Here is a 25,755-nt window from a genome sequence, read left to right as displayed (position 1 = left end):
GCCCTTGGCCGGCTCTCCAGTGGCTAGGGTGCGGGAATGCTGCATCTGCGGATGATCACCCCGCCCCACCTCACGGAGCAGGTGGTGGCGCTGATCGACCGGACGGTGGGAACCACCCATCTGGTCGTGCTCCCCGGCGCCGCCCGCGACCCCGGGGGCGATCTCGTCCTGTGCGACGTCGCCCGCGAGGCGGCCGACGAGCTGCTGCAGGAGATGCGCTCGCTCGGCGTCGACAAGACCGGTTCGATCGCCGTCGAGAACATCGACCTGTCCATCTCCGCACGTGCCGACGCCGCGGAGGAGGAGGCGCCGGGCGAGGCCGCCGACGCGGTGGTCTGGGAACAGCTCGCCGAGTCGACGCACGAGGAATCCACCCTCACGTTCACCTACGGCGTCTTCATGATCATTGCGACGATGATCGCGGCCTGCGGCGTGGTCCTGGACAACGCGATCCTGATCGTGGGCGCCATGGCGGTCGGCCCGGAGTTCGGCCCGCTCGCCGGCGTCTGCACGGGCCTGGTCCAGCGCCGCCCGAGGCTCGCCGGGCGATCGCTCCTGGCACTGGTGGTCGGCTTCACGGCGGCGATCGCGGCCACGACGGTCTTCAGTCTGGGGATGGACGGGCTCGGCCTGTTCCACGAGCGACTGCTCGAAGACCCGCGGCCGAACACCAGCTTCATCTGGCAGCCCGACCCGTTCTCCTTCGTCGTGGCGCTGCTCGCCGGCGTGGCCGGCATGCTGTCGCTGACGTCGGCGAAGGCCGGGGCGCTGGTCGGCGTGGCGATCTCCGTCACCACCGTCCCGGCGGGCGCCAACGCCGCCGTGGCGCTCAGCTACGGCGATTTCGCCCAGATGTGGGGCTCGGGCATCCAGCTGGCGGTGAACCTGGGCGGCATCATCCTCTCGGGCACGCTCACCCTCCTCACCTGGAAACTGCTGTGGCGCACCCAGCAGGGCCGGATGATCCGGAAGCCGGGTGCGCCACTCAGGCCGGGCGGAGCGGGTTAGCCCAGGGTTAGCCCAGCGCCGACTTCACGACGTCGGCGAGCCGGCCGGCCACCGCGAGGGCCTGCTCGATGTCGGCGGCCTCCACCATCACCCGCACGAGCGGCTCCGTACCCGACGGACGGAGCAGCACCCGCCCGGTGGTGCCCAGCTCGCGCTCGGCGTCGGCCACCGCCGCCGCCAGCTCCCCGGAGGTCCCCACGCGGGACTTGTCCACGTCGGGAACGTTGATCAGCACCTGGGGCAGCCGCTGCATGACGCCGGCCAGCTCCGCCAGGGACTTGCCGGTGGCCGCGACCCGCGCCGCCAGCAGCAGGCCGGTCAGCGTGCCGTCACCGGTCGTCGCGTGGTCGAGGATGATCACGTGGCCGGACTGCTCGCCGCCCAGCGCGTAGCCGTGCTCCTTCATGGACTCCAGCACGTACCGGTCGCCGACCCCGGTCTGCACGACCTGGATGCCCTCGCCCTCCATCGCCAGCTTGAAGCCCAGGTTGGACATCACGGTGCCGACCACGGTGTTCTCGCGCAGCTGCCCGGCCTCGCGCATGGCCAGCGCCAGCACCGCGAGGATCTGGTCGCCGTCGACCTCCGCGCCGGTGCCGTCCACGGCCAGGCAGCGGTCCGCGTCACCGTCGTGCGCGATGCCGAGGTCCGCGCCGTGCTCGACCACGGCCGCCTTGAGCAGGCCGAGGTGGGTGGAGCCGCAGCCGTCGTTGATGTTCAGGCCGTTGGGCTCGGCGCCGATGGTGACGACCTCCGCGCCGGCCCGGGCGAAGGCTTCGGGCGACACGTACGCGGCCGCGCCGTGCGCCTCGTCAAGGACGACCTTCAGACCGTCGAGGCGGTTGGGGAGGACCCCGATGAGGTGGGCGACGTACCTGTCGAAGCCCTCGGTGTAGTCGGAGACCCGGCCGACGCCGGAGCCGGTGGGCCGGTCCCAGGGGGCGCCGGTGCGGTGCTGCTCGTAGGTCGACTCGATGCGGTCCTCCAGCTCGTCGGCGAGCTTGTGGCCGCCGCGCGCGAAGAACTTGATCCCGTTGTCGGGCATGGCGTTGTGGCTGGCGGAGAGCATCACGCCGAGGTCGGCACCCAGCGCACCGGTGAGATACGCCACCGCCGGGGTGGGCAGCACACCGACGCGCAGGACGTCCACGCCCGCGCTCGCGAGGCCGGCCACGACCGCCGCCTCAAGGAATTCGCCGGAGGCCCGGGGGTCCCGGCCGACCACGGCCGTCGCGCGGTGACCCGCGAAGGTACCCGCCTCGGCCAGTACGTGGGCTGCCGCCACGGAGAGGCCGAGCGCGAGCTCCGCCGTCAGATCCGCGTTGGCGACGCCGCGTACACCGTCCGTCCCGAAGAGTCGTCCCACTGTTGTCCTCCCGAGTTTCCGCTTCGCTTTGTGACCGCTTGTGACAGGTATTTGCCGCTTGTGGCGGTAAACGAACCGCCCCGACAGCACAGAGAGTGCTGCCGGGGCGGTTTCGTTGCAGAACAGCAGGCGCAGATTAACGCTTGCTGTACTGCGGAGCCTTACGGGCCTTCTTGAGACCGGCCTTCTTGCGCTCGACCGCACGGTCGTCGCGGGAGAGGAAGCCGGCCTTCTTCAGCGCCGGGCGGTTGTTGTCCACGTCCGCCTCGTTCAGCGCACGGGCCACACCGAGGCGCAGGGCGCCGGCCTGGCCGGAGACGCCGCCACCCGCGATGCGGGCGATGATGTCGTAGCGGTTGTCCAGCTCAAGGAGCTTGAACGGCTCGTTGACTTCCTGCTGGTGCACCTTGTTGGGGAAGTAGTCCTCAAGGGTGCGACCGTTGATCTTCCACTTGCCGGTGCCCGGAACGATCCGGACGCGGGCGATGGCGTTCTTGCGACGGCCCAGGCCGGCAGCCGGCTGGGGGTCGCCGAAGCGACCGGCAAGGGACTCGGAGGTGTAGTCGCCCTCGACGACGACCTCAGACTCGCTGGTGTACTCCTCGACGTTGCCCTCGAACTCGTCGACGGGGGTCGTCTCGGCGGTGGTCTCGGCCACGATGCTCCTCAGAATTTTCTACGTCTTAGGGGGTGGCCGGAACTACTGCGCGACCTGGGTGATCTCGAACGGCACCGGCTGCTGGGCAGCGTGGGGGTGCTGGTCGCCCGAGTAGACCTTCAGCTTCGAGAGCATCTGACGGCCCAGGGTGTTCTTGGGGAGCATGCCCTTGATGGCCTTCTCGACGGCCTTCTCCGGGTTGTTCGCCAGGAGGTCGTCGTACCGCACGGAGCGGAGACCACCCGGGTAGCCGGAGTGGCGGTACGCCATCTTCTGCGACGCCTTGTTGCCGGACAGGTGAACCTTGTCGGCGTTGACGACGATGACGAAGTCGCCCATGTCCATGTGGGGGGCGTAAGTCGGCTTGTGCTTACCCCGCAGGAGGGCAGCGGCCTGGGTCGCCAGACGGCCGAGGACAACGTCCTGGGCGTCGATGACGAGCCACTGGCGCGAGATGTCGCCGGGCTTGGGGCTGAACGTACGCACGCGTATGCCTTCGCTTCTTCAGTGGTGGTATCCCAAGGGCGCAAGCCCTACGGGAAGGTCCTGACAGGGTCACCACGGACGATCACGACAGCCCTCGTTCACATCGGGGACGCAACCCGTGTGAACCGCTGGTCATCGGCCCGGTGGACCGGCGCAAGGCCCTTTCACGTGAGAATGAGCAAGCCAATACGCATAACAAACCAGCAGAGTACCCAAGCAAACCCGTACGGGTCAAAACGCGGTCCGCGATGCCGATTCTGCTGGCGTCGCGGCGCACTCCGGTTCGGTCCTGGGTGGGGACCCCGCAGTTGTTACGGGCTCCAGGGTAACCCGAGCTGAGCGCAGCGCACGACGCGCCAGCAGAATCGCGAGCCCGCACAGGGTGGCGCAGTCCTTGAAGGCGCGCCGCTTGGCGTCCAGCTCCGACGGCCACGGGATCCCCGCCGTCTGGGGGGCCAGGGCCGCCCAGAACCAAGGCGAACGCGGCATCGAGCCCGGCCGCACCGCCGAGGCCAGCAGCAGCGGCAGCACCACCAGCAGGTAGTGGTCGAAGGACGGCCGGGACACCAGGAATGCGGCGAGCATCACCATGCAGGCCGTCTCCACCAGCCGCAGCTCGCCGCCGTCGGCATCGTCCGTACGCCGCCACCGCACCCGGGCCGCCCACAGGCCGGTCCCGGCCCCCGCGAAGGCGACCAGCACCGCCAGCGGCTCCGGCACCCCCAGCCGCGGCAGCACCGCGATCGGCGAGGCGTCCCACGGCAGCGCGTACGAGTCCTGCCCCTTGAGCAGGAACGGCAGGGTCTTGGTGAAGAACAGCGACGGGCTCGGCATCAGCAGCGCACCGGCCAGCGAGATCCCCAGCGGCACCAGCACCGCCGCGGCCAGCCCCCGCCAGCGCCGGGCGACCAGGAAGACCAGCCCCATCGGCACCAGCATCGGCTTGCAGGCGATGGCCAGCCCCACCACCAGCCCGGCCGCCCCCCAGTGCCGCCGGTGCGCGAGCAGCAGGGCCACCGGCAGCGCGGCCGCCGAGATGGCCGTCCAGTTGCCGATCAGCACGAGGTTGACGTACGGCTTGTAGGCGAGGGCGAGGACCGGGAAGCCGACCACCGCGAAGCGCGAGCGCAACGGCACCGAGAACAGCCGCAGCGCCGCCAGCCAGCCCGCGCCCAGCAGCGCCGACATCGCGACCGGCAGGGTCCACCTCAGCACCGTCTGCGGCAGCAGCGCCTCCGGCACCGCCATCAGCACGGCACTGGGCAGGTACAGGAAGCGCTTGTCCTCGTACGGGGACCCGCCCGCCAGCAGCGTCTGCGCGGCCTTGACCACGAAGGCGTTGTCCGAGCCCCAGTTCTCCCGCAGGCTCGTGGAGACGGCGATCCCCAGCAGCACCGCGAGCGAGAGGAGCTGCCAGGGCCGTGAGGCGGGCCGCAGCAGCCAGTCGATCAGCCGGTTGCCGGAGGTCTCCCACTTCATCAGCCAGATGCTAGGCCGCAGCCCCACGGCGACTTCCCCTCACTCCGGCCGAGGGGCGGTCGCCCCCCTAGCGCTTGCGTTCGACTCTACGTTCGTCCCAGACGGGTTCCTGAGTCTCCCGCACAACACCGTCCGAACCGAAGACCAGGTAACGGTCAAATGTGCGCGCGAACCAGCGGTCGTGCGTGACGCACAGCACGGTGCCCTCGTAGGCCTCCAGGCCGTCCTGGAGCGCCTCCGCGGATTCCAGGTCCAGGTTGTCCGTCGGCTCGTCCAGCAGCAGCGCCGTGGTCCCCGCCAGCTCCAGCAGCAGGATCTGGAAGCGCGCCTGCTGGCCGCCCGACAGCTTCTCGAAGGGCTGGTCGCCCTGACGCTCCAGCTCGTAGCGGCGCAGCACCCCCATCGCCGCGCCCAGGGGCTTGGCGGCCTCCGTCCACAGGATGTCCACGAGCGTGCGCCCGAACAGCTCGGGATGCGCGTGCGTCTGCGCGAAGTGGCCGGGAACCACCCGCGCGCCCAGCTTCCACGTGCCCGTGTGCGTGACGTCCTCGCCCGCCAGCAGCCGCAGGAAGTGAGACTTCCCGGAGCCGTTCGAGCCGAGGACCGCCACCCGCTCGCCGTAGAAGACCTCCAGCGAGAAGGGCTTCATCAGGCCCGTGAGCTCCAGGTTCTCCACGGTGAGCGCGCGCACGCCCGTACGGCCGCCCTTGAGCCGCATCCGGATGTCCTGCTCGCGCGGCGGCTCCGGCGGCGGGCCGGCCTCCTCGAACTTCTGGAAACGGGTCTGCATCGCCTTGTAGCGCGAGGCCATGTCGGGGCTGGACGCCGCCTGGTTGCGCAGCCGCAGCACCAGGGCCTTCAGACGGGCGTGCTCCTCGTCCCAGCGCCGCTTGAGCTCCTCGAAGCGCGCGAAGCGCTCCTTGCGGGCCTCGTGGTACGTGCCGAAGCCCGCACCGTGCACCCACACGTCCGTGCCCATCGGGCTCGGCTCCAGGCTGATGATCTTCTCGGCGGCCGTGGACAGCAGTTCCCGGTCGTGCGACACGAACAGCACGGTCTTGCGGGTGGCCTTCAGCTGGCCCTCCAGCCACCGCTTGCCCGGGACGTCGAGGTAGTTGTCCGGCTCGTCGAGCAGCAGCACCTCGTCCGGCCCGCGCAGCAGCGCCTCCAGGACGAGCCGCTTCTGCTCACCGCCCGACAGCGTGCGCACCTCGCGGAACTGCGCCGAGTCGTACGGGACGGCCAGCGCGGCCATGGTGCAGACGTCCCACAGGGTCTCCGCCTCGTAGCCCTGCACGTCGGCCCAGTCGCTGAGCGCCTGCGCGTACGCCATCTGCGCGGCCTCGTCGTCGACCGTCAGGATCAGCTGCTCGGCCCGGTCCACGGCCTTCGCGGCCTCCCGGATCCGTGGCTGCGCCACCGACACCAGCAGGTCCCGTACGGTCGTCTCGTCCCGCACGGACCCCACGAACTGCGACATCACGCCGAGCCCGCCGCTGACGGTGACCCCGCCGCCGTGCGGCTGGAGCTCCCCGGAGATCAGTTTCAGCAGGGTGGTCTTGCCGGCCCCGTTCGCCCCCACGAGGGCGACCACCGACCCCTCCCCCACCCGGAAGGAGACGTCAGGGAGCAGTACCCGCCCGTCGGGAAGGTAGTACTCCAGGTGGCTGGCTTCGAGATGTCCCATGCCGGGCATTGTCCAGGTCCGGCACCGATCCGCCCAAACGGATTAGGGGGGCGTCAGCAGCAGCCGGCTCCGGGAAGGGTCCGCACGTTGCGGGCCTCCTTGCTGCGCGCCGCCAGCAGCTCGTCGGCCGGGTAGCCGACCTCCTCCAGCGTGAGCCCGTGCGGCTTGACCACGTGCACCGAGGAGTCCCGTACGGCGGCTTCCAGCACCTTGCCCGGCCAGTCGGTCGGCCGGTGGCCGTCGCCCACGTGCAGCAGGGCCCCGACCAGCGAGCGGACCATGTTGTGGCAGAAGGCGTCGGCGCGGACGGTCGCGGTGATGATCCCGTCGTCGGCGCGCTCCCAGCTGAGCTGCTGGAGCGTACGGATGGTCGTGGCGCCCTCGCGCTTCTTGCAGTACGCGGCGAAGTCGTGCTCGCCGAGCAGCGGGGCGGCGGCCTCGTTCATGGCGTCCACGTCGAGGGGCCACTGGTGCCACAGCACGTGCCCGCGGCGCAGCGGGTCGACGCCGCCCTGGTGGTCGCCCACGCGGTAGGCGTAGCGGCGCCAGATGGCCGAGAAACGCGCGTTGAAGCCCTGCGGGGCCTCGGCGACCTTCCACACCCGTACGTCGTGCGGCAGCCTGCCCGCGAGGCGGCGCAGCAGCTTGTCGTGGTGCTCGGCCCAGACCTCCTCGGCCAGGTCGAACTGCGCGACCTGGCCGCGGGCGTGCACACCCGCGTCCGTACGCCCGGCCACGGTCAGCTCGACGGGCTCGGACAGCCGCATCACGGTCTGCAGGGCCGACTCCAGCTCGCCCTGGACGGTCCGCAGCACGCGCTGCTTCGCCCAGCCGGAGAAGTCCTTGCCGTCGTAGCTCAGGTCCAGCCGCACCCGGACGTGCCCGGGCTCCACCTCGTCACTCACGTGACAGATCCTCTCAGGCGGGTCTTTCAGAAACGGAGAACGGGCCCACCCCCGGAAGGGGCGGGCCCGTTCAAAGCCGATCAAGCAAGCTCGATCCCGAAGCGGGATCAGGCCTCCTTGGTCTCCTCGGCGGGGGCCTCGGTGGCCTCGGCCTTGGCCTCCGCCTCCTTGACCGCGCGCTTGGTGGCGGCCTCGGCCTCACCGGTGGCCTGCTGGGCGACCGTAAGGGCCTCGACCAGCTCGATCACGGCCATCGGGGCGTTGTCGCCACGACGGTTGCCGATCTTGGTGATGCGCGTGTAACCACCGGGGCGGTTCTCGTAGCGCGGGGCGATCTCGGTGAACAGCGTGTGCACGATGCTCTTGTCCGTGATCGTCTGCAGCACCAGGCGACGGTTGTGGATGTCGCCCTTCTTGGCCTTGGTGACCAGACGCTCGGCGTAGGGACGCAGGCGACGGGCCTTGGCCTCGGTGGTGGTGATGCGGCCGTGCTCGAAGAGCGCCTTCGCGAGGTTCGCGAGAAGGTGCTTCTCGTGCGCGGCGCTGCCGCCCAGACGGGCACCCTTTGCGGGACGCGGCATGGTGTTACTCCTTCATATCTGCACCGGCCGTGTCAGGTACCGGTGTCAGTTCCCCCGAGGCGGATGCCGCGGGAAAGATCTACGGGTGCTGCTTAGTACTGCTCGGTCTCGACGAAACCGGCGTCCGCGTCGTCGTCGGCGCCGAAGGCGTCGGCGGCGGCAGTCGGGTCGAATCCGGGCGGGCTGTCCTTGAGGGCCAGGCCCATGCCGGCCAGCTTCGCCTTGACCTCGTCGATCGACTTCGCACCGAAGTTGCGGATGTCGAGCAGGTCGGCCTCGGAGCGGGCGACGAGCTCACCCACGGAGTGGATGCCCTCGCGCTTGAGGCAGTTGTACGACCGAACGGTGAGCTCCAGCTCCTCGATCGGCAGCGCCAGGTCGGCGGCCAGGGCGGCGTCCGTGGGGGACGGGCCCATGTCGATGCCCTCGGCGTCGATGTTGAGCTCGCGCGCCAGACCGAACAGCTCGACCAGGGTCTTGCCGGCGGACGCCATGGCGTCACGCGGGCGCATGGCCTGCTTGGTCTCGACGTCGACGATCAGCTTGTCGAAGTCGGTGCGCTGCTCGACTCGGGTCGCCTCGACCTTGTAGGTGACCTTGAGGACCGGGCTGTAGATGGAGTCGACCGGGATACGGCCGATCTCCTGGCCCAGCTGCTTGTTCTGGACGGCGGAGACGTAGCCGCGACCGCGCTCGACGGTCAGCTCCATCTCCAGCTTGCCCTTGCCGTTGAGCGTGGCGAGGACCAGGTCCGGGTTGTGCACCTCGACACCGGCCGGGGGCGCGATGTCGGCAGCGGTGACCAGGCCGGGACCCTGCTTGCGCAGGTACATCACGACCGGCTCGTCGTGCTCCGAGGAGACGACCAGCTGCTTGATGTTGAGGATGATGTCGGTGACGTCTTCCTTGACACCCGGCACGGTGGTGAACTCGTGCAGGACGCCGTCCACGCGGATGCTGGTGACAGCGGCACCCGGGATCGAGGACAGGAGCGTACGGCGCAGGGAGTTACCGAGGGTGTAGCCGAAGCCCGGCTCCAGCGGCTCGATCACGAACCGCGAGCGGTACTCGTCTACGACCTCTTCGGTCAGCGAAGGACGCTGAGCGATAAGCATGTCTGTGTTCCTTCATTCGTGGACGCCCACTATTTGACGCCCGACGGGATGCCGTACCGGAGTACGGCTACTGCAAGGGTACGGGCGGCACGTCCCCCGAAGGGGTCGTACCGCCCGGACACTCAAGAACGCAACTGTGCGTCCGCTGCGTCAGACGCGGCGGCGCTTCGGCGGGCGGCAGCCGTTGTGCGGGGTGGGGGTGACGTCCTGGATCGAGCCGACCTCGAGGCCGGTGGCCTGGAGGGAGCGGATCGCGGTCTCGCGGCCGGAGCCCGGACCCTTGACGAAGACGTCAACCTTGCGCATGCCGTGCTCCTGCGCGCGGCGGGCGGCCGACTCGGCGGCCATCTGCGCGGCGAAGGGGGTGGACTTGCGCGAGCCCTTGAAGCCGACGTGGCCGGCGGAGGCCCAGGAGATCACGTTGCCCGAGGGGTCGGTGATCGAAACGATGGTGTTGTTGAACGTGCTCTTGATGTGGGCGTGCCCGTGAGCGACGTTCTTCTTTTCCTTGCGGCGCACCTTCTTGGCAGCGCCCTGACGACCCTTGGGGGGCATCTAAATCTCCTACGGGAGGTGGTCGGTCCTACAGCGCAAGACCGCTGAACAGGACTACTTCTTGCCCGGCTTCTTCTTACCGGCGATCGCGCGACGCGGGCCCTTGCGGGTACGAGCGTTCGTGCTGGTGCGCTGACCGTGCACCGGCAGGCCACGACGGTGGCGGATGCCCTGGTAGCACTGGATCTCGATCTTGCGACGGATGTCGCCCTGGATCTCGCGGCGGAGGTCACCCTCGGTACGGAGGTTGGCGTCCACGTACTCGCGGATCTTGACGAGGTCCTCTTCGGCCAGGTCACGAACGCGGGTGTTCGGGTTCACGCCGGTGGAGGCGAGGATCTCCTTGGACCGGGTGCGCCCGATACCGAAGACGTAGGTGAGTGCGATCTCCACACGCTTTTCGCGCGGGATGTCAACACCGGAAACGCGTGCCACAAATGGCTCCTGTGTGTTCGGGGGTCTTCCGCAGAACCAGTCCCGACCGCCGACCACCCGAAGTGGGTGATGGTACGTCCGGGTCCCCGGCCCCCGCCGGAGGTGCCGCCGGCCCCGCAAAGGGCTGGGCGGATTCTGCGTATGTACGTTTTCTTACGTCGCGCGAAGAACTGCGGAAGGCAGGTCGGTCGGCGTGCGTCAGCCCTGGCGCTGCTTGTGGCGCAGGTTGTCGCAGATGACCATGACCCGACCGTGACGGCGGATCACCTTGCACTTGTCGCAGATCTTCTTGACGCTCGGCTTGACCTTCATGTTGGTGAGGTTCTCCGGGTCAGTGCCACCACCCGCACCGGGACAAGACGCCCAGGCAGGAGTGAGGACAAGATCTACTTGTATCGGTAGACGATCCGGCCACGCGTCAGGTCGTACGGAGACAGCTCCACGACGACCCGGTCATCCGGGAGGATGCGGATGTAGTGCATGCGCATCTTGCCGCTGATGTGCGCGAGGACCTTGTGACCGTTCTGCAGTTCCACCTTGAACATCGCGTTCGGGAGGGACTCGATCACGGTGCCCTCGATTTCGATGGCACCTTGCTTCTTGGCCACGCTTCGCCTTTCGAATCGGCTACCTTGATCGGTCTCGCGCGCCATGCAGGCATGGAAGTGCACGAGAGCCGACGAGTCAGTCTACGTCAGGGCTCCCAGAAAAACGAATCCGGAAAGTTTGCCCCAGAGTGTAGATCATTAACCGGGGAGGTCCGGGGCGGTGGTGACCCCGGTCCTGCCTCCCCGTGCCGCGCCCGCGAGCTCGGCGCTGACGCGCCTCACGTGCTTCGCGCGGCCGCGCCCGACTCCGTCCGTCGGCCGGCCCTCCCAGTGGCAGCTGGGCGGGCCGGAGCCGGAGCCGACGCACCGGCCGGGATCAGCCCAGGGGGTCCGGGGCCGTGGTGACCCCGTACTCCGCCAGCTTCGCCTTGCCGCAGTCCGGGCTGGTCAGGACGATGGGGCCGGCCTCGGTCAGGGCGATGGAGTGCTCCCAGTGCGAGGACCAGGTGCCGTCCGTCGTGATGACCGTCCAGTCGTCCGCCAGGACCTCGGTCGCGGCCGTTCCCAGGGAGACCATCGGCTCGATCGCCAGGCAGACGCCCGGGACCAGCTTGATCCCCTTGCCCCGCTTGCGCGAGACGTAGTTCAGGAGGTGGGGGTCCATGTGCATCTCGGACCCGATGCCGTGGCCGCCGTAGTCCTCGATGATCCCGAACTTGCCGAGGCTGTGCTCACCGGTGGACGGACGCGGCTGGCGCTTGATGTACGTCTCGATCGCCTTCGAGATGTCCACGAGGCGGTTGCCGAGCTTCATGGCGGCGATGCCGGCCCACATGGACTCCTCGGTCACCCGGGACAGCTCCACGAGCTCAGGGGCGTGCCCGGTGCCCACGAAAGCGGTGTAGGCCGCGTCCCCGTGCCAGCCGTCGACGATCGCGCCGGCGTCGATCGAGATGATGTCGCCGTCCTTGAGGACCGTCTTGTCGTCCGGGATGCCGTGGACGACGACCTCGTTCACCGAGGTGCAGATGGTCGCGGGGAAACCGCCGTAGCCGAGGAAGTTCGACTTGGCCCCGGCGTCCGCGATGACCTTGCGGGCCACCATGTCCAGATCCCGCGTCGTGGCGCCCGGAACGGCCGCCTCACGGGTCGCCGCGTGGATCGCGGCGACGACCAGCCCCGCCTCGCGCATCTTCGCGATCTGCTCGGGGGTCTTGATCTGGACCATGAAACGTACCTTCCGGCTTCGAAACGAGTCTTCTCAACAGTACGGCCGCGATGCCCTGGGGACACCGCGGCCGTACCTGCACAACAAGGGTGACTACTTCTGCAGCGCTTCCATCGCGCGCTTCGTGACGTCCGCGACCTCACCGAGGGCGGGGATGGTCACGAGCAGGCCCTGGGCCTTGTAGTAGTCGATGATCGGCTCGGTCTGCGTGTGGTAGACCTCCAGCCGGTTACGGACGGTGTCCTCCGAGTCGTCGCCGCGCTGGTACAGCTCGCCGCCGCAGGTGTCGCAGACACCCTCGGCCTTCGGCGGGGCGTACGTGACGTGGAAGACGTGCGCGGAGTCGTTGCGGCAGATCCGCCGGCCGGCGATCCGCTTGACGACCTCGTCCTCCTCGACCTCGAGGTCGAGGACGGCGTCGAGCTTCATGCTCGCCGCCTGGAGCATCTCGTCCAACGCCTCGGCCTGCGAGACGTTGCGCGGGAAGCCGTCGAGCAGGAAGCCGTTCACCGCGTCGGCCTGCTCCATGCGGTCCTTGGCCATACCGATGGTGATCTCGTCGGGGACGAGGTCACCGGCATCCATGTACGCCTTGGCGCGCAGGCCGAGCTCGGTGTTCTGGCTGATGTTGGCCCGGAACAGGTCGCCCGTGGAGATGTGCGGGATCGACAGGTTCTTGGCGAGGAACGCGGCCTGCGTTCCCTTGCCGGCACCGGGCGGTCCAACGAGGACGATTCGCATCAGCGGAGGAACCCTTCGTAATTACGCTGCTGGAGCTGGCTCTCGATCTGCTTCACGGTTTCCAGACCCACACCCACGATGATCAGGATGCTCGTCCCGCCGAACGGGAAGTTCTGGTTCGCTCCGAAGCCCGCCAACGCCATCGTCGGCACAAGAGCGATGAGACCCAGGTACAGCGACCCCGGCCAGGTGATCCGGTTGAGTACGTAGCTCAGGTACTCGGCGGTAGGTCGACCGGCGCGGATACCCGGGATGAACCCACCATACTTCTTCATGTTGTCTGCAACTTCCTCGGGGTTGAACGAAATCGCCACGTAGAAGAACGCGAAGAAGACGATCAGGAGGAAGTAGGTCGCGATGTAGTAAGGGTGGTCACCCTTGACGAAGTGCTTCTGGATCCAGGTGGCCCATCCCGCGGTCGAACCGCTGAACTGGACGATCAGCGCCGGGATGTACAGCAGCGACGAGGCGAAGATGACCGGGATGACACCGGCCTGGTTCACCTTCAGCGGGATGTAGGTCGAGGTGCCGCCGTACGCGCGGCGGCCGATCATGCGCTTCGCGTACTGGACCGGGATCCGGCGCTGCGCCTGCTCGACGAAGACCACCAGGGCCACCATCGCGAGGCCGACGAGGATCACGACACCGAACTCGACCCAGCCGTCGGCGATCTTGCCCTGGAGCTTGATCTGCCAGAGGGCTCCGATGAAGCCGGCGGCGATCGAGATGAACATGAGGATCGACATGCCGTTGCCGATGCCGCGGTCGGTGACGAGCTCACCGAGCCACATGACGACACAGGTACCGGCGGTCATGGTGACCACCATGACGATCGTGGTGAAGATGGACCGGTCCGGGACGATCTGGCTGGCGACCTGGCAGCCCTGGAACAGGGCACCGGTGCGGGCGGTGGCGACGAGGCCGGTGCCCTGCAGGATCGCGAGCGCGACCGTCAGATAGCGCGTGTACTGAGTGATCTTCGCCGTGCCGGACTGTCCCTCTTTTTTGAGGTTCTCCAGCTTCGGGATGACCACGGTCAGCAGCTGCAGGATGATGCTCGCGGTGATGTACGGCATGATGCCGAGCGCAAAGATCGTGATCTGCAGCAGCGCGCCGCCGCTGAACATGTTGACGAGACCGAACAGCCCGTTGCTGCTGCCTGCCTGGTCGACACAGATCTGAACGTTCTTGTAGCTCACGCCGGGTACCGGGATGTGGGACCCGAGCCGGTACAGCACGATGATGCCGAGCGTGAAGAGCAGCTTCTTGCGCAGGTCGGGCGTCTTGAACGCCCGGGCGAACGCGGTGAGCACGGTGCCTCCTGCGACCCCCGCGCTACTGCGTCAGAGGTGACGGTCTGAGGGATCGACGAATACGACAAAGCAAAGGTGCACGCCACCTTACCGGCGAGTGTGCCTCCCGTGGAACGACCAACCGGGGATGCCCCATATGTGAGGCATCCCCGGTCGGGTTTCGAGCTATTTAGCCACTGATTTCGTCTTAGACGAGCTCGGTGACAGTGCCGCCGGCAGCGGCAATCTTCTCCTTGGCGGAGGCGGAGACGGCGTCAACCGAAACCTGCAGCGCCACGGAGAGCTCGCCCTGGCCCAGGACCTTGACGAGGCTGTTCTTGCGAACCGCGCCCTTGGCGACCAGGTCGGCCACCGTGACCTCTCCACCCTCGGGGTAGAGAGCGCCGAGCTTGTCCAGGTTCACGACCTGGAACTCGGTGCGGAACGGGTTCTTGAAGCCCTTGAGCTTCGGCAGGCGCATGTGGAGGGGCATCTGCCCACCCTCGAAGCGCTGCGGGATCTGGTAGCGGGCCTTCTGGCCCTTCGTACCACGACCGGCCGTCTTACCCTTCGACGCCTCACCACGACCGACACGGGTCTTCGCGGTCTTGGCACCGGGGGCGGGACGGAGGTTGTGGGCCTTCAGCGGGCTGTTCTCAGCCATGTTAGTCAACCTCCTCAACCGTCACGAGGTGGCGGACGGTGTGAACCATTCCGCGGAACTCGGGGCGGTCCTCCTTGACGACCACGTCGTTCAGGCGCTTGAGCCCGAGCGAACGCAGAGTGTCACGGTGGTTCTGCTTGCTGCCGATGTACGACTTCGTCTGCGTGATCTTGAGGCGGGCCATTACGCAGCACCCGCCCCGGCACGCGCACGGAGCAGAGCCGCGGGGGCAACGTCCTCGAGGGGCAGACCACGGCGAGCCGCGATCTCCTCGGGACGCTGCAGGCCCTTGAGCGCTGCAACGGTCGCGTGCACGATGTTGATCGCGTTCGACGAGCCGAGCGACTTCGACAGGATGTCGTGAACGCCGGCGCACTCCAGAACGGCGCGCACCGGGCCACCGGCGATAACACCGGTACCGGGGGAAGCCGGCTTCAGCAGCACGACGCCCGCGGCACGCTCGCCCGTGATCGGGTGAGGAATGGTGCCCTGGATGCGCGGAACCTTGAAGAAGTTCTTCTTGGCTTCCTCGACACCCTTGGCGATGGCCGCGGGAACTTCCTTGGCCTTGCCGTAACCGACACCTACGGTGCCGTCACCGTCGCCCACCACGACCAGCGCGGTGAAGCTGAAGCGGCGACCACCCTTGACAACCTTGGCGACGCGGTTGATCGCGACAACGCGCTCAACGTAAGCGGTCTTCTCGGCGGCAGGGCCACCGTCGCGACCCTTCCGGTCCCGCCGCTCGCCGCCACCGGCACCGCTTCCGCGGCGCTGGGGTCCAGCCATTGGATTACCTCTCTCTGTTACGTCCGTGAGTCCCGGAACCGGGGCTTAGAACTTCAGCCCGGCTTCGCGGGCGGCGTCAGCCAGAGCGGCAATGCGCCCGGCGTATCGGTTGCCACCGCGGTCGAACACGACGGTCTCGACACCCGCGGCCTTGGCACGCTCGGCGACGAGCGCGCCGACTGCCTGGGCCTGGGCGCTCTTGTCGCCTTCGCCACCGCGGATCGAAGCGTCCAGGGTCGACGCCGACGCCAGGGTGTGACCCTGGAGGTCGTCGATGACCTGAGCAACGATGTTGCGGTTCGAACGCGTCACGACGAGGCGCGGACGCTCCGCCGTACCCGAGACGTTCTTGCGGATGCGGATGTGGCGGCGAGCCTTGGCAGCGCGCTTGTACGCGTCGCCCTTGGCGATCTTCACACCGTATGCCATGGCTACTTACCAGCCTTTCCGACCTTGCGGCGGATGACTTCGCCGGCGTACTTGACACCCTTGGCCTTGTACGGGTCGGGCTTCCGCAGCTTGCGGATGTTGGCGGCGACCTCGCCGACCTTCTGCTTGTCGATGCCCTCGACCGAGAACTTGGTCGGCGACTCGACCTTGAAGGAGATGCCCTCGGGCGCCTCCACCAGGATCGGGTGGCTGTAGCCGAGCTGGAACTCCAGGTTGGAGCCCTTCGCGGCCACGCGGTAACCGACACCGCTGATCTCGAGAGCCTTGACGTACCCCGTGGTCACACCGGTGATCATGTTCGCCACCAGCGTGCGGGACAGGCCGTGCAGGGCCTTGTTCTGACGCTCGTCGTTCGGGCGGGTGACGTTCAGAACGCCGTCCTCGCCCTTGACGACTGCGATGGGCGCCTTAACGGTGTGCGCGAGGGAACCCTTGGGGCCCTTCACGGCAACCGTGCTGCCATCGATGGTGACGTCCACACCGGCGGGAACCTGGATGGGGAGCTTGCCGATTCGCGACATTGCTTTTCCTCCGTTCCCGACTACCAGACGTAGGCGAGGACTTCCCCACCTACGCCCTTCTTGCCTGCCTGCTGGCCGGTGAGGAGACCGTGGGACGTGGAGATGATCGCCACGCCCAGGCCGCCGAGCACCTTCGGCAGGTTGGTGGACTTCGCGTACACGCGCAGACCGGGCTTCGAGATCCGCTTGATGCCCGCGATGGAGCGCTCACGGTTCGGCCCGAACTTCAGCTCGAGGACGAGGTTCTTGCCGACCTCGGCGTCCTCGACCTTCCAGCCGGTGATGAAACCCTCCTGCTTGAGGATCTCTGCGATGTGCGACTTGATCTTGCTGTGCGGCATCACGACGGTGTCGTGGTACGCCGAGTTAGCGTTACGCAGACGCGTGAGCATGTCTGCGATCGGGTCAGTCATGGTCATGAAGTGGCCTTCGGCCTCTCTCGCCGGGGTTTCCTGTATGCGCCATCCCTCTCCCCACTCAGTGGCGGGACGGGTGCGGTGCGGGGACCTACGGCGTAGTAAGTCGTTATGGGCGGCGGACGCCCAACCACACAAGCCTAAGGCATGCGGGGCCGGGCACCCACCGTCCAGATGCTTACCGAGAGTGCCTGGTAATTCCCAAGTCCTTGCGGACGAGGGGGATTTACCAGGAGCTCTTGGTCACGCCCGGCAGCTCGCCACGGTGAGCCATCTCACGAAGGCAGACGCGGCACAGGCCGAACTTGCGGTACACGGAGTGGGGACGACCGCAGCGCTGGCAGCGGGTGTACGCACGCACACCGAACTTGGGCTTGCGGGCAGCCTTCGCGATGAGAGCCTTCTTCGCCATCTCGCTTACGCCTCCTTGAAGGGGAAGCCGAGGTGACGAAGGAGCGCGCGGCCCTCAGCGTCGTTGGTCGCCGTGGTGACCACGGTGATGTCCATACCCCGGGTACGGTCGATCTTGTCCTGGTCGATCTCGTGGAACATGACCTGCTCCGTGAGACCGAAGGTGTAGTTGCCACGGCCGTCGAACTGCTTCGGCGACAGACCACGGAAGTCACGGATACGCGGAAGCGCGAGCGACAGCGTACGGTCCAGGAACTCCCACATGCGGTCACCGCGGAGGGTGACGTGGCAGCCGATCGGCTGACCCTCGCGCAGCTTGAACTGCGCGATGGACTTGCGGGCCTTCGTGACGGCCGGCTTCTGACCGGTGATCGTCGTCAGGTCCCTGATGGCGCCGTCGATCAGCTTGGAGTCGCGGGCGGCGTCGCCCACACCCATGTTGACCACGATCTTCACGAGGCCGGGGATCTGCATGACGTTCTCGTAGGAGAACTCTTCACGCAGCTTGCCCGCGATGTCCTCGCGGTACTTCGTCTTGAGACGCGGAGTGGTAGCCATCAGATGTCCTCACCCGTCCGCTTGGCAACGCGGATCTTGTTGCCCTCGTCGTCGAAGCGGAAACCGACGCGGGTAACGACCTTCTGGCCGTCCTTCTCCACGACCAGCTGAACGTTGCTGACGTGGATCGGCGCCTCGGTGATCACGATGCCACCGGTCTGCGAGCCACCAGCGGTCTGGCCGGCCTTGGTGTGCTTCTTGACCCGGTTGACACCCTCGACGAGGACGCGGTTCTCAGCGGGGAAGGCGACGATGACCTTGCCCTGCTTGCCCTTGTCCTTACCGGTGATGACCTGAACCAGGTCGCCCTTCTTGATCTTCATGCTTACAGCACCTCCGGCGCGAGCGAGATGATCTTCATGAACTTCTTCTCGCGCAGCTCACGGCCCACCGGGCCGAAGATACGGGTGCCGCGAGGGTCGCCGTCGTTCTTCAGAATGACGGCGGCGTTCTCGTCGAAGCGGATGTACGAGCCGTCCTGGCGGCGACGCTCCTTGACGGTGCGAACGATGACCGCCTTGACGACGTCACCCTTCTTCACGTTGCCACCGGGGATCGCATCCTTGACGGTGGCGACGATGACGTCACCGATGCCCGCGTAGCGGCGACCGGAACCACCGAGAACACGGATGCAAAGGATCTCCTTTGCACCAGTGTTGTCGGCGATACGCAGTCGCGACTCCTGCTGGATCACGTGTATCTCCTGTTTGTCTGCCGGTTCCCGGTGGGGGCTTCACTCCGAGGAGCGAGGCCCCCACCGAGCCTGGCGGAACGAATCCGGGGGAAACCCCCCGGACGAATTACTTGGCCTTCTCGAGGATCTCGACGATGCGCCAGCGCTTGCTCGCCGACAGCGGACGCGTCTCCATGATGAGGACGCGGTCGCCGACACCGGCAGCGTTCTGCTCGTCGTGAGCCTTGAGCTTGTTCGTACGGCGGATGACCTTGCCGTACAGGGCGTGCTTGACGCGGTCCTCGACGGCGACGACGACGGTCTTGTCCATCTTGTCGCTGACGACCAGACCCTCACGGGTCTTGCGGAAACCGCGCTCGGTCTTCTCAGTCACGTTGTTCTCGCTCATCAGGCGCTCTCCACCGTCTCGATACCGAGCTCACGCTCGTGCATCAGGGTGTAGATGCGAGCGATGTCCTTACGGACGGACTTGAGCCGGCCGTTGTTCTCCAGCTGACCCGTGGCCGCCTGGAAGCGGAGCTTGAACAGCTCCTCCTTGGCCTCGCGCAGCTTGCCAACGAGCTCCTCGTTGCCGAGCTCACGCAGCTCGGACGCCTTGGTTCCCGTCGCCATCACGACTCACCTGCCTCGCGCCGAACAATCCGGCACTTCATCGGAAGCTTGTGAGCAGCGCGGGTGAGCGCCTCACGAGCAATCTTCTCGTTCGGGTAGGACAGCTCGAACATGACCCGGCCCGGGTGCACGTTGGCGATCCACCACTCAGGAGAACCCTTACCGGAACCCATGCGGGTCTCAGCAGGCTTCTTCGTCAGCGGGCGGTCCGGGTAGATGTTGATCCAGACCTTGCCGCCACGCTTGATGTGGCGGGTCATCGCAATACGAGCCGCCTCGATCTGGCGGTTCGTCACGTACGCCGGGGTCAGCGCCTGGATGCCGTACTCGCCGAACGTGACCTCAGTACCGCCCTTGGCCATACCGCTGCGCTTCGGGTGGTGCTGCTTGCGGTGCTTGACCCTACGAGGGATCAGCATGTCGGTCAGGCCTCCGTTCCGGTGCTCTCGGCCGGAGCGGCGGCGGGAGCGTCGGCCTTGGGGGCCTCGGCACCAGCAGCCTGCTGCGGCTTGCGGCCACCACGGCCGCCGCGCTCGCCACCACGGCCACCACGGCCGGCGGGACGGTCGCCAGCGCCCTGCGCGCCACGGGCCGGGCGGTTACCCGCACGGGCCGCAGCGTTCTCGGCGCGAACCTCGGCGATGTTCTTGACGTCGCCCTTGTAGATCCAGACCTTCACACCGATACGGCCGAAGGTGGTCTTGGCCTCGAAGAAGCCGTAGTCCACGTTCGCGCGCAGCGTGTGCAGCGGCACACGACCCTCGCGGTAGAACTCGGAGCGGGACATCTCGGCGCCGCCGAGACGGCCGCCACACTGGATCTTGATGCCCTTGGCGCCGGCCTTCATCGTGCCCTGCATGCTCTTACGCATGGCGCGACGGAAGGAGACGCGGGAGGAGAGCTGCTCGGCAACGGCCTGGGCAACCAGCTGGGCATCGAGCTCGGGGTTCTTGACCTCGAGGATGTTCAGCTGGACCTGCTTGCCCGTGAGCTTCTCGAGGTCACCGCGGATGCGGTCGGCCTCGGCGCCACGGCGGCCGATGACGATGCCCGGACGAGCGGTGTGGATGTCCACACGCACGCGGTCACGGGTGCGCTCGATCTCAACCTTCGAGATGCCGGCGCGCTCCATGCCGGACGTCATCATCCGACGGATGGCGACGTCTTCCTTGACGTAGTCCTTGTACAGCTTGTCGGCGTACCAACGCGACTTGAAGTCGGTGGTGATGCCGAGCCGGAACCCGTGCGGGTTTACCTTCTGGCCCATTACCGGGAACCTTCCTTGCTGCTGACGACCACGGTGATGTGGCTGGTCCGCTTGCGGATCCGGTAGGCACGGCCCTGCGCACGCGGACGGAACCGCTTCAGGGTCGGGCCCTCGTCCACGTACGCCTCGCTGATGACCAGCGTGGAGGCGTCCGGGTGGTTGTAGTTGTGTGCGGCGTTGGCGATGGCGCTGTCAAGCACCTTGCCAACCGGCACGCTCGCGGCCTGCGGGGCGAAACGCAGGACCGCCTGAGCCTCCGTGGCATCCATGCCACGGATAAGGTCCACCACTCGGCGGGCCTTCATGGGCGTGACGCGGATGTACCGCGCCTGGGCCCTGGCTTCCATGGTTGTCCCTTCGGTGTAAGTCATAGTCGTAACCACCCCGCCTTTAGCGGCGCTTCGACTTCCGGTCGTCCTTGACGTGGCCGCGGAAGGTGCGAGTCGGCGAGAACTCGCCGAGCTTGTGGCCGACCATCGACTCGGTGACGAACACCGGGACGTGGGTCTTGCCGTTGTGCACCGCGATGGTGTGACCCAGCATGCTGGGGATGATCATCGAGCGACGGGACCAGGTCTTGATGACGTTCTTGGTGCCGGCTTCGTTCTGGACGTCCACCTTCTTTACGAGGTGGTCGTCGACGAAGGGCCCCTTCTTGAGACTGCGCGGCATCTAAACCCGCTCCTAGCGCTTCTTGTTCGTCTTGCGGCGGCGGACGATGTACTTGCTCGAAGCCTTCTTCGGCGAGCGAGTACGACCCTCCTTCTGACCCCACGGGGAGACCGGGTGGCGACCACCACTGGTCTTGCCCTCACCACCACCGTGCGGGTGGTCAACCGGGTTCATCGCGACACCGCGGACGGACGGGCGAACGCCCTTCCAGCGCATGCGGCCGGCCTTGCCCCAGTTGATGTTCGACTGCTCGGCGTTGCCGACCTCGCCGACGGTGGCGCGGCAGCGCGCGTCGACCAGGCGGATCTCACCGGAAGGCATACGAAGGTGGGCCATCGTGCCCTCCTTCGCCAGCAGCTGCACGGAGGCACCCGCGGAACGGGCGAACTTGGCGCCACCACCGGGACGGAGCTCGATCGCGTGGATCGTGGTACCGACCGGGATGTTGCGGAGGGCCAGGTTGTTGCCGGGCTTGATGTCGGCCGTGGGGCCGTTCTCAATCCGGTCGCCCTGCTTCAGAGCCTTCGGCGCGATGATGTAGCGCTTCTCGCCGTCCGCGTAGTGCAGGAGCGCGATGCGCGCGGTGCGGTTGGGGTCGTACTCGATGTGCGCGACCTTGGCCGGCACGCCGTCCTTGTCGTGACGACGGAAGTCGATCACGCGGTAGGCGCGCTTGTGTCCACCACCCTGGTGGCGAACGGTGATCCGGCCGGTGTTGTTACGGCCGCCCTTGCTGTGCAGAGGGCGAACCAGCGACTTCTCCGGCGTGGACCGCGTGATCTCGACAAAGTCGGCGACGCTGGAGCCACGACGGCCCGGGGTCGTCGGCTTGTACTTGCGGATACCCATTTCTCAGTCCTCGTCCGATTCCGGACGACTAGACCTCCGTTAGGAGGCCTGGCCGCCGAAGATGTCGATTCGGTCGCCCTCAGCGAGGGTCACGATGGCGCGCTTGGTGTCAGCGCGCTTGCCGAAACCGGTCTTGGTGCGCTTGCGCTTACCCTGACGGTTGATCGTGTTGACCCCGGTGACCTTGACCCCGAAGACCGCTTCCACGGCCTGCTTGATCTGGGTCTTGTTGGAGCCGGGCGCGACGATGAACGTGTACTTGTTCTCGTCCAGCAGCGCGTAGCTCTTCTCCGAGACAACCGGCTTGATCAGCAGGTCGCGCGGGTCGGTGAAGGTCTTGCTGGTAACGGTCGCCTCAGACATCAGGCGTCGCTCCCTTCGGTCTCATCGGCCTTGGGGCCAGACACGAAGGACTCGAAAGCGGCCTGGGTGAAGACCACGTCGTCAGAGACGATCACGTCGTACGTGTTCAGCTGGCCCGGCTCCAGGATGTGAACCTGGGGCAGGTTGCGGGCGGACAGCCACGCGGCCTCGTCGGCACGCTCGACGACCAGGAGCACGTTCTTGCGCTCCGAGATCTTGCCGAACAGCGTCTTGGCGGCCTTCGTGGAGGCGGCACCCTCGACCACGCCGGTGACGACGTGGATGCGGGAGTGACGCGCACGGTCCGAGAGGGCACCGCGGAGGGCGGCGACCTTCATCTTCTTGGGGGTCCGCTGCGAGTAGTCACGCGGCTGCGGGCCGTGGACGACGCCACCGCCGACGAACTGCGGAGCGCGGGTCGAACCCTGACGGGCGCGGCCGGTGCCCTTCTGGCGGTACGGCTTGCGGCCACCACCACGGACTTCGCCGCGACGCTTGGTCTTGTGCGTGCCCTGACGGGCAGCTGCCAGCTGGGCGACAACGACCTGGTGGATCAGCGGAACGCTGGTCTTCGCGTCGAAGATCTCCGCGGGGAGCTCGACGGTACCGGCCTTGTCGCCTGCCGGCGAAAGGATGTCAATGGTGCTCATTACCTCAAGCCCCCTTGGCCGCGGTACGGACCAGGACGAGGCCGCCGTTCGGACCGGGGACCGCGCCCTTGATGAGCAGCAGACCCTTCTCCGCGTCAACCGCGTGGATGGTCAGGTTCTGGGTGGTGACGCGCTCGTTGCCCATACGACCAGCCATGCGCATGCCCTTGAAGACACGCCCAGGGGTGGCGCAGCCACCGATCGAACCGGGGGAGCGGTGCTTGCGCTGGACACCGTGACCGGCGCCGAGGCCCCGGAAGTTGTGCCGCTTCATGACACCGGCGAAGCCCTTGCCCTTGCTGTTGCCCGTGACGTCAACCTTGACGCCGGACTCGAACACCTCAGCAGTGATCTCCTGGCCGAGCGTGTACTCGCTGGCGTCGGAGGTGCGGAGCTCCACCAGGTGGCGGCGGGGGGTCACGTCGGCCTTGGCGAAGTGGCCCTTGAGGGGCTTGTTCACCTTGCGCGGGTCGATCTCGCCGAAGGCGATCTGGACCGACTCGTAGCCGTCGATGTCGTTCGTACGGACCTGGGTAACGACGCAGGGCCCGGCCTTGACAACGGTCACCGGGACGACACGGTTGTTCTCGTCCCAGACCTGGGTCATGCCGAGCTTCTCGCCCAGGACGCCCTTGATCTGCTTTGCCATCTTCTCGACGCCTCTCAGAGCTTGATCTCGATGTCAACGCCGGCCGGAAGGTCCAGGCGCATCAGCGAGTCAACGGTCTTGGGCGTCGGGTCGAGGATGTCGATCAGGCGCTTGTGCGTGCGCATCTCGAAGTGCTCGCGCGAGTCCTTGTACTTGTGCGGCGACTTGATGACGCAGTACACGTTCTTCTCAGTGGGCAGCGGCACCGGGCCCGCGACCGACGCACCAGTGCGCGTCACCGTCTCGACGATCTTCTTCGCCGAGGAGTCGATGACCTCGTGGTCGTAGGCCTTGAGCCGGATGCGGATCTTCTGTCCCGCCATGGCTACTCCGTAGTCCTGTCTCTATGTGGAAACGCTCTGGCCCCCGGCCGGCTGCGGGACGGATCCCGCGGCCTCTCCTCCGACCCACGCGGTCGGGCGTGTCGCACTCCCTCTACAGAAAATTCCCATACGGAAATTCCCTCTCCAAGGGGGTGCGGTCCCGGGACCGCGCTGCGGGGGAGAAACACCCACCGAGTGCCTGGTGGGCACCGTGCTGACACTTCCCAGAAGATTCCCGTACGTCCGTCCCCATTGCTGCCCCGAAAGGCAGATTAAGGACGACGAGTACTGTGGGACTCGCTTCCGGTCCTCCCGGCGGGAGGCGTGCAACATCGGCACTCAACCGAGCAACTTGAGTAGTCTGCCATACGAGGCACGTACCTGGCCAATCGGGCGGAAGAGAATACCCCGCCACGCTGAGTGGTCAAACTGCCGCACCCGTGTCCGCCCGGCGGGGTATCTCCGCCGGTCAGGACCGGGTCACCGTCCCGCAGCCGTCCCTGCTGGTCGCCTCGATGCTCTTGCTCCGGTCGTACGGGTCCTGGGGCGTCCCCGAGGGCGTGACTCCGGTCACCGGATCCGCGTCGAAGGCCGGGTGCACGTACCCGTCGTACACCTCGCAGGCGCTGTTGGCTATGTCGACGCGGTGGTCGCCGAGCCGGAGCCGGCCGGCGGTGACCTGCCACGTGCGCGGGTCGGCCACCGTGAAGGTGATCTCGCGGCGCACGATGGTCCGCTCGACCTGATCCGCTCCCGGCGCGGCCTTGACCAGCGGGTAGACGAACGAGTAGTCGAGCCGGACGTCGGCCTGGCCGGCCTCCTCCCCGGCTTCCACCCACATCCGGCCGCGGACCTTGACCACGTCTCCCACGGGCTTCACCTCGGCCGGGTTGTACCGGGTGAACAGGTTCATCGGGTCCTGCTCCTTGCCCGGCTGGGCCAGGGACTTCTCCAGGTGCGCGGACAGCTCCTTGTCCTTGGGGTCCAGCAGGGCCAGGGCCGCCTCGGGCCGCTCCCCCTTCAGGACCGCCGGGTCCAGGTTGGCCGCGACCAGGAACGCCTTGGCCTGCCGGAGCGCCTCCGCGACCCTCTCCTGCGACACCCCTCCGACGGCCTCGGCCGCGGGAAGTTCGATTCCGGCGGCGCCGTCCGCCCACTGGAGGGCCGGGGAGCCCCGGAAAGGTTCCTGCAGGGTCGGGCGGTCCGGGTCCACCGAGGGCGGCGGGGCGGTCGGGCGCCCCGTCTCCGCGGCCAGCGGGCCCGCCTTCGCGGCGTCCTGCCGGGCCTGCGCCTTGCCCGTGACCCGGTCGATCACCAGCTCGGGGCGTACGGCGACCAGCGCGAGCCCGGCGATGAAGACGATCGCCGCGGCCGCCTTGAGCCGGCGCCCGCCCGCCCTTCGCCGCGGTGCGGCCGCGGTGCGCCAGCCCGCCGGTTCCGGCTCGCCGCGCAGCCGCTCCGTGACCATGCGGGCCCTCGCCGACGGCTCCCTCGGCGGGCTGCCCGCCCCCGCGGCGGCCTGTTCCTGGAACCGGGCCCACTCCTCGTCGGAGATGCCCGGCCTGTCGTTGACGTCGTCGCCGTTCCTCATGTCCCACCCCTCGATGACGGCCGAGAGGCCCCGCACCATCCGGTGCGGAGCCTCTCACCTGCGGATGCACGCAATCTAGATCACTTGCTGAAGTACCCCGTGATGTCGGCGATGAGGTCGACGGTGCCCTGGTTGTTGTAGAAGCTGACCTTCCCGTCCACCACGGGCACGACCACCAGGTTCGGGATCGTC

The 25,755-nt window shown here is 67.4% G+C and carries 38 protein-coding genes; 1 reads left to right on the top strand and 37 read right to left on the bottom strand.

Annotated elements, in window-relative coordinates; all coding sequences use genetic code 11:
• Positions 1 to 36 precede the first annotated feature (36 nt).
• Positions 37 to 1,008, top strand: coding sequence for a DUF389 domain-containing protein (locus ACFCZ1_RS24495; protein WP_376680397.1), 972 nt, complete (start codon positions 37 to 39; stop codon positions 1,006 to 1,008).
• 7 nt (positions 1,009 to 1,015) lie between these two features.
• Here the strand turns inward: ACFCZ1_RS24495 and glmM are convergent, their stop codons facing one another.
• The 37 genes from glmM to ACFCZ1_RS24310 form a co-directional block, all read right to left on the bottom strand.
• The gene (gene glmM / locus ACFCZ1_RS24490) at positions 1,016 to 2,374 is read right to left on the bottom strand and encodes a phosphoglucosamine mutase (RefSeq protein WP_376680396.1); all 1,359 of its coding nucleotides are present in this window, start codon (positions 2,372 to 2,374) and stop codon (positions 1,016 to 1,018) included.
• Positions 2,375 to 2,510: 136 nt separating this feature from the next.
• Positions 2,511 to 3,032 carry a 30S ribosomal protein S9 gene (gene rpsI, locus ACFCZ1_RS24485; protein WP_215143970.1) on the bottom strand — a complete coding sequence of 174 codons (522 nt, stop codon included), beginning with the start codon at positions 3,030 to 3,032 and terminating at the stop codon, positions 2,511 to 2,513.
• Between the two features lie 42 nt (positions 3,033 to 3,074).
• Entirely contained in the window at positions 3,075 to 3,518 is a 444-nt protein-coding gene (gene rplM / locus ACFCZ1_RS24480) for a 50S ribosomal protein L13 (protein ID WP_376680395.1), read from the bottom strand.
• 231 nt (positions 3,519 to 3,749) lie between these two features.
• On the bottom strand, positions 3,750 to 4,997 hold the full coding sequence (locus ACFCZ1_RS24475; RefSeq protein WP_376680394.1) for a glycosyltransferase family 87 protein: 1,248 nt from the start codon (positions 4,995 to 4,997) through the stop codon (positions 3,750 to 3,752).
• A gap of 67 nt (positions 4,998 to 5,064) precedes the next feature.
• Positions 5,065 to 6,693, bottom strand: a complete 1,629-nt coding sequence (locus ACFCZ1_RS24470) for an ABC-F family ATP-binding cassette domain-containing protein (protein ID WP_376680393.1) — start codon at positions 6,691 to 6,693, stop codon at positions 5,065 to 5,067.
• 44 nt (positions 6,694 to 6,737) lie between these two features.
• Positions 6,738 to 7,589 (bottom strand): tRNA pseudouridine(38-40) synthase TruA, encoded by an 852-nt coding sequence (gene truA, locus ACFCZ1_RS24465; RefSeq protein WP_376680392.1) that lies wholly within the window; start codon positions 7,587 to 7,589, stop codon positions 6,738 to 6,740.
• 107 nt (positions 7,590 to 7,696) lie between these two features.
• Entirely contained in the window at positions 7,697 to 8,170 is a 474-nt protein-coding gene (rplQ, locus tag ACFCZ1_RS24460; protein ID WP_376680391.1) for a 50S ribosomal protein L17, read from the bottom strand.
• Between the two features lie 92 nt (positions 8,171 to 8,262).
• A complete protein-coding gene (locus ACFCZ1_RS24455; protein WP_007265920.1) occupies positions 8,263 to 9,285 on the bottom strand; it encodes a DNA-directed RNA polymerase subunit alpha in 1,023 nt (340 codons plus the stop codon).
• A gap of 150 nt (positions 9,286 to 9,435) precedes the next feature.
• The gene (rpsK, locus tag ACFCZ1_RS24450) at positions 9,436 to 9,840 is read right to left on the bottom strand and encodes a 30S ribosomal protein S11 (protein ID WP_003956432.1); all 405 of its coding nucleotides are present in this window, start codon (positions 9,838 to 9,840) and stop codon (positions 9,436 to 9,438) included.
• 54 nt (positions 9,841 to 9,894) lie between these two features.
• Complete coding sequence (rpsM, locus tag ACFCZ1_RS24445) at positions 9,895 to 10,275, bottom strand: 30S ribosomal protein S13 (protein WP_007265919.1); 381 nt, start codon at positions 10,273 to 10,275, stop codon at positions 9,895 to 9,897.
• A gap of 198 nt (positions 10,276 to 10,473) precedes the next feature.
• Positions 10,474 to 10,587 carry a 50S ribosomal protein L36 gene (gene rpmJ / locus ACFCZ1_RS24440; protein WP_003956441.1) on the bottom strand — a complete coding sequence of 38 codons (114 nt, stop codon included), beginning with the start codon at positions 10,585 to 10,587 and terminating at the stop codon, positions 10,474 to 10,476.
• A gap of 74 nt (positions 10,588 to 10,661) precedes the next feature.
• A complete protein-coding gene (infA, locus tag ACFCZ1_RS24435; protein WP_003956442.1) occupies positions 10,662 to 10,883 on the bottom strand; it encodes a translation initiation factor IF-1 in 222 nt (73 codons plus the stop codon).
• 316 nt (positions 10,884 to 11,199) lie between these two features.
• Positions 11,200 to 12,051: a type I methionyl aminopeptidase gene (map, locus tag ACFCZ1_RS24430; RefSeq protein ID WP_376680390.1), complete on the bottom strand. Its 852-nt coding sequence runs from the start codon at positions 12,049 to 12,051 to the stop codon at positions 11,200 to 11,202.
• A gap of 93 nt (positions 12,052 to 12,144) precedes the next feature.
• Entirely contained in the window at positions 12,145 to 12,792 is a 648-nt protein-coding gene (locus ACFCZ1_RS24425; protein ID WP_376680389.1) for an adenylate kinase, read from the bottom strand.
• Positions 12,792 to 14,105, bottom strand: a complete 1,314-nt coding sequence (gene secY / locus ACFCZ1_RS24420; protein WP_362395166.1) for a preprotein translocase subunit SecY — start codon at positions 14,103 to 14,105, stop codon at positions 12,792 to 12,794. Before secY ends, ACFCZ1_RS24425 begins: the two co-directional genes overlap by 1 nt.
• Positions 14,106 to 14,292: 187 nt before the next feature.
• The gene (gene rplO / locus ACFCZ1_RS24415) at positions 14,293 to 14,748 is read right to left on the bottom strand and encodes a 50S ribosomal protein L15 (protein WP_008739693.1); all 456 of its coding nucleotides are present in this window, start codon (positions 14,746 to 14,748) and stop codon (positions 14,293 to 14,295) included.
• A gap of 1 nt (position 14,749) precedes the next feature.
• Positions 14,750 to 14,932 (bottom strand): 50S ribosomal protein L30, encoded by a 183-nt coding sequence (gene rpmD, locus ACFCZ1_RS24410; RefSeq protein WP_005313525.1) that lies wholly within the window; start codon positions 14,930 to 14,932, stop codon positions 14,750 to 14,752.
• Positions 14,932 to 15,537 carry a 30S ribosomal protein S5 gene (rpsE, locus tag ACFCZ1_RS24405; RefSeq protein WP_030298218.1) on the bottom strand — a complete coding sequence of 202 codons (606 nt, stop codon included), beginning with the start codon at positions 15,535 to 15,537 and terminating at the stop codon, positions 14,932 to 14,934. The genes rpmD and rpsE overlap by 1 nt, the downstream gene beginning before the upstream one ends.
• 45 nt (positions 15,538 to 15,582) lie before the next feature.
• On the bottom strand, positions 15,583 to 15,966 hold the full coding sequence (rplR, locus tag ACFCZ1_RS24400) for a 50S ribosomal protein L18 (RefSeq protein ID WP_030026334.1): 384 nt from the start codon (positions 15,964 to 15,966) through the stop codon (positions 15,583 to 15,585).
• 2 nt (positions 15,967 to 15,968) lie between these two features.
• Positions 15,969 to 16,508, bottom strand: a complete 540-nt coding sequence (gene rplF, locus ACFCZ1_RS24395; RefSeq protein WP_376680388.1) for a 50S ribosomal protein L6 — start codon at positions 16,506 to 16,508, stop codon at positions 15,969 to 15,971.
• A 20-nt stretch (positions 16,509 to 16,528) separates the two neighbouring features.
• A complete protein-coding gene (rpsH, locus tag ACFCZ1_RS24390; RefSeq protein ID WP_007265911.1) occupies positions 16,529 to 16,927 on the bottom strand; it encodes a 30S ribosomal protein S8 in 399 nt (132 codons plus the stop codon).
• A gap of 223 nt (positions 16,928 to 17,150) precedes the next feature.
• A complete protein-coding gene (locus tag ACFCZ1_RS24385) occupies positions 17,151 to 17,336 on the bottom strand; it encodes a type Z 30S ribosomal protein S14 (protein ID WP_003956452.1) in 186 nt (61 codons plus the stop codon).
• 5 nt (positions 17,337 to 17,341) lie between these two features.
• The gene (rplE, locus tag ACFCZ1_RS24380) at positions 17,342 to 17,893 is read right to left on the bottom strand and encodes a 50S ribosomal protein L5 (protein WP_030154702.1); all 552 of its coding nucleotides are present in this window, start codon (positions 17,891 to 17,893) and stop codon (positions 17,342 to 17,344) included.
• A complete protein-coding gene (rplX, locus tag ACFCZ1_RS24375; protein WP_073912889.1) occupies positions 17,893 to 18,216 on the bottom strand; it encodes a 50S ribosomal protein L24 in 324 nt (107 codons plus the stop codon). Before rplX ends, rplE begins: the two co-directional genes overlap by 1 nt.
• 2 nt (positions 18,217 to 18,218) lie before the next feature.
• Positions 18,219 to 18,587: a 50S ribosomal protein L14 gene (gene rplN, locus ACFCZ1_RS24370; RefSeq protein WP_008739701.1), complete on the bottom strand. Its 369-nt coding sequence runs from the start codon at positions 18,585 to 18,587 to the stop codon at positions 18,219 to 18,221.
• A 106-nt stretch (positions 18,588 to 18,693) separates the two neighbouring features.
• Positions 18,694 to 18,975: a 30S ribosomal protein S17 gene (gene rpsQ, locus ACFCZ1_RS24365; protein ID WP_030008467.1), complete on the bottom strand. Its 282-nt coding sequence runs from the start codon at positions 18,973 to 18,975 to the stop codon at positions 18,694 to 18,696.
• A complete protein-coding gene (gene rpmC, locus ACFCZ1_RS24360; RefSeq protein ID WP_008739703.1) occupies positions 18,975 to 19,199 on the bottom strand; it encodes a 50S ribosomal protein L29 in 225 nt (74 codons plus the stop codon). Before rpmC ends, rpsQ begins: the two co-directional genes overlap by 1 nt.
• Positions 19,199 to 19,618 (bottom strand): 50S ribosomal protein L16, encoded by a 420-nt coding sequence (gene rplP, locus ACFCZ1_RS24355; protein WP_008739704.1) that lies wholly within the window; start codon positions 19,616 to 19,618, stop codon positions 19,199 to 19,201. The genes rpmC and rplP overlap by 1 nt, the downstream gene beginning before the upstream one ends.
• Before the next feature lie 5 nt (positions 19,619 to 19,623).
• Positions 19,624 to 20,466 (bottom strand): 30S ribosomal protein S3, encoded by an 843-nt coding sequence (gene rpsC, locus ACFCZ1_RS24350; RefSeq protein ID WP_008739710.1) that lies wholly within the window; start codon positions 20,464 to 20,466, stop codon positions 19,624 to 19,626.
• Positions 20,466 to 20,813, bottom strand: coding sequence for a 50S ribosomal protein L22 (gene rplV / locus ACFCZ1_RS24345; RefSeq protein ID WP_007265904.1), 348 nt, complete (start codon positions 20,811 to 20,813; stop codon positions 20,466 to 20,468). Before rplV ends, rpsC begins: the two co-directional genes overlap by 1 nt.
• 43 nt (positions 20,814 to 20,856) lie before the next feature.
• Entirely contained in the window at positions 20,857 to 21,138 is a 282-nt protein-coding gene (gene rpsS, locus ACFCZ1_RS24340; protein ID WP_008739713.1) for a 30S ribosomal protein S19, read from the bottom strand.
• 12 nt (positions 21,139 to 21,150) lie between these two features.
• Positions 21,151 to 21,987 (bottom strand): 50S ribosomal protein L2, encoded by an 837-nt coding sequence (rplB, locus tag ACFCZ1_RS24335; RefSeq protein WP_008739715.1) that lies wholly within the window; start codon positions 21,985 to 21,987, stop codon positions 21,151 to 21,153.
• A gap of 39 nt (positions 21,988 to 22,026) precedes the next feature.
• Positions 22,027 to 22,350, bottom strand: a complete 324-nt coding sequence (gene rplW, locus ACFCZ1_RS24330; protein ID WP_030154694.1) for a 50S ribosomal protein L23 — start codon at positions 22,348 to 22,350, stop codon at positions 22,027 to 22,029.
• Positions 22,350 to 23,000 carry a 50S ribosomal protein L4 gene (gene rplD / locus ACFCZ1_RS24325; RefSeq protein WP_266880617.1) on the bottom strand — a complete coding sequence of 217 codons (651 nt, stop codon included), beginning with the start codon at positions 22,998 to 23,000 and terminating at the stop codon, positions 22,350 to 22,352. Before rplD ends, rplW begins: the two co-directional genes overlap by 1 nt.
• A gap of 4 nt (positions 23,001 to 23,004) precedes the next feature.
• On the bottom strand, positions 23,005 to 23,649 hold the full coding sequence (rplC, locus tag ACFCZ1_RS24320) for a 50S ribosomal protein L3 (protein WP_007265899.1): 645 nt from the start codon (positions 23,647 to 23,649) through the stop codon (positions 23,005 to 23,007).
• Between the two features lie 14 nt (positions 23,650 to 23,663).
• Positions 23,664 to 23,972 (bottom strand): 30S ribosomal protein S10, encoded by a 309-nt coding sequence (gene rpsJ / locus ACFCZ1_RS24315; protein ID WP_003948644.1) that lies wholly within the window; start codon positions 23,970 to 23,972, stop codon positions 23,664 to 23,666.
• Between the two features lie 469 nt (positions 23,973 to 24,441).
• Positions 24,442 to 25,563: a hypothetical protein gene (locus tag ACFCZ1_RS24310; protein WP_376680387.1), complete on the bottom strand. Its 1,122-nt coding sequence runs from the start codon at positions 25,561 to 25,563 to the stop codon at positions 24,442 to 24,444.
• Positions 25,564 to 25,755: the final 192 nt, after the last annotated feature.

Source organism: Streptomyces sp. NPDC056224 (genome assembly GCF_042267665.1).
Taxonomy (GTDB): domain Bacteria; phylum Actinomycetota; class Actinomycetes; order Streptomycetales; family Streptomycetaceae; genus Streptomyces.
Note: the sequence above shows the minus strand (reverse complement) of the source record. Positions and strands in the feature narration are given on the sequence as shown.

Bases quoted from the DNA above. Each gene is read 5' to 3' on its own strand.
- ACFCZ1_RS24495 (WP_376680397.1), top strand. From the start codon at position 37: ATGCTGCATCTGCGGATGATCACCCCGCCCCACCTCACGGAGCAGGTG.
- ACFCZ1_RS24475 (WP_376680394.1), bottom strand. From the start codon at position 4,997: ATGAAGTGGGAGACCTCCGGCAACCGGCTGATCGACTGGCTGCTGCGG.
- ACFCZ1_RS24470 (WP_376680393.1), bottom strand. From the start codon at position 6,693: ATGCCCGGCATGGGACATCTCGAAGCCAGCCACCTGGAGTACTACCTT.
- rplQ (WP_376680391.1), bottom strand. From the start codon at position 8,170: ATGCCGCGTCCCGCAAAGGGTGCCCGTCTGGGCGGCAGCGCCGCGCAC.
- ACFCZ1_RS24455 (WP_007265920.1), bottom strand. From the start codon at position 9,285: ATGCTTATCGCTCAGCGTCCTTCGCTGACCGAAGAGGTCGTAGACGAG.
- rpsK (WP_003956432.1), bottom strand. From the start codon at position 9,840: ATGCCCCCCAAGGGTCGTCAGGGCGCTGCCAAGAAGGTGCGCCGCAAG.
- rpmJ (WP_003956441.1), bottom strand. From the start codon at position 10,587: ATGAAGGTCAAGCCGAGCGTCAAGAAGATCTGCGACAAGTGCAAGGTG.
- map (WP_376680390.1), bottom strand. From the start codon at position 12,051: ATGGTCCAGATCAAGACCCCCGAGCAGATCGCGAAGATGCGCGAGGCG.
- ACFCZ1_RS24425 (WP_376680389.1), bottom strand. From the start codon at position 12,792: ATGCGAATCGTCCTCGTTGGACCGCCCGGTGCCGGCAAGGGAACGCAG.
- rplO (WP_008739693.1), bottom strand. From the start codon at position 14,748: ATGGCTGAGAACAGCCCGCTGAAGGCCCACAACCTCCGTCCCGCCCCC.
- rpmD (WP_005313525.1), bottom strand. From the start codon at position 14,932: ATGGCCCGCCTCAAGATCACGCAGACGAAGTCGTACATCGGCAGCAAG.
- rpsE (WP_030298218.1), bottom strand. From the start codon at position 15,537: ATGGCTGGACCCCAGCGCCGCGGAAGCGGTGCCGGTGGCGGCGAGCGG.
- rplR (WP_030026334.1), bottom strand. From the start codon at position 15,966: ATGGCATACGGTGTGAAGATCGCCAAGGGCGACGCGTACAAGCGCGCT.
- rplF (WP_376680388.1), bottom strand. From the start codon at position 16,508: ATGTCGCGAATCGGCAAGCTCCCCATCCAGGTTCCCGCCGGTGTGGAC.
- rpsH (WP_007265911.1), bottom strand. From the start codon at position 16,927: ATGACCATGACTGACCCGATCGCAGACATGCTCACGCGTCTGCGTAAC.
- ACFCZ1_RS24385 (WP_003956452.1), bottom strand. From the start codon at position 17,336: ATGGCGAAGAAGGCTCTCATCGCGAAGGCTGCCCGCAAGCCCAAGTTC.
- rplE (WP_030154702.1), bottom strand. From the start codon at position 17,893: ATGGCTACCACTCCGCGTCTCAAGACGAAGTACCGCGAGGACATCGCG.
- rplX (WP_073912889.1), bottom strand. From the start codon at position 18,216: ATGAAGATCAAGAAGGGCGACCTGGTTCAGGTCATCACCGGTAAGGAC.
- rpsQ (WP_030008467.1), bottom strand. From the start codon at position 18,975: ATGAGCGAGAACAACGTGACTGAGAAGACCGAGCGCGGTTTCCGCAAG.
- rpmC (WP_008739703.1), bottom strand. From the start codon at position 19,199: ATGGCGACGGGAACCAAGGCGTCCGAGCTGCGTGAGCTCGGCAACGAG.
- rplP (WP_008739704.1), bottom strand. From the start codon at position 19,618: ATGCTGATCCCTCGTAGGGTCAAGCACCGCAAGCAGCACCACCCGAAG.
- rpsC (WP_008739710.1), bottom strand. From the start codon at position 20,466: ATGGGCCAGAAGGTAAACCCGCACGGGTTCCGGCTCGGCATCACCACC.
- rplV (WP_007265904.1), bottom strand. From the start codon at position 20,813: ATGGAAGCCAGGGCCCAGGCGCGGTACATCCGCGTCACGCCCATGAAG.
- rpsS (WP_008739713.1), bottom strand. From the start codon at position 21,138: ATGCCGCGCAGTCTCAAGAAGGGGCCCTTCGTCGACGACCACCTCGTA.
- rplB (WP_008739715.1), bottom strand. From the start codon at position 21,987: ATGGGTATCCGCAAGTACAAGCCGACGACCCCGGGCCGTCGTGGCTCC.
- rplW (WP_030154694.1), bottom strand. From the start codon at position 22,350: ATGTCTGAGGCGACCGTTACCAGCAAGACCTTCACCGACCCGCGCGAC.
- rplD (WP_266880617.1), bottom strand. From the start codon at position 23,000: ATGAGCACCATTGACATCCTTTCGCCGGCAGGCGACAAGGCCGGTACC.
- rplC (WP_007265899.1), bottom strand. From the start codon at position 23,649: ATGGCAAAGCAGATCAAGGGCGTCCTGGGCGAGAAGCTCGGCATGACC.
- rpsJ (WP_003948644.1), bottom strand. From the start codon at position 23,972: ATGGCGGGACAGAAGATCCGCATCCGGCTCAAGGCCTACGACCACGAG.
- ACFCZ1_RS24310 (WP_376680387.1), bottom strand. From the start codon at position 25,563: ATGAGGAACGGCGACGACGTCAACGACAGGCCGGGCATCTCCGACGAG.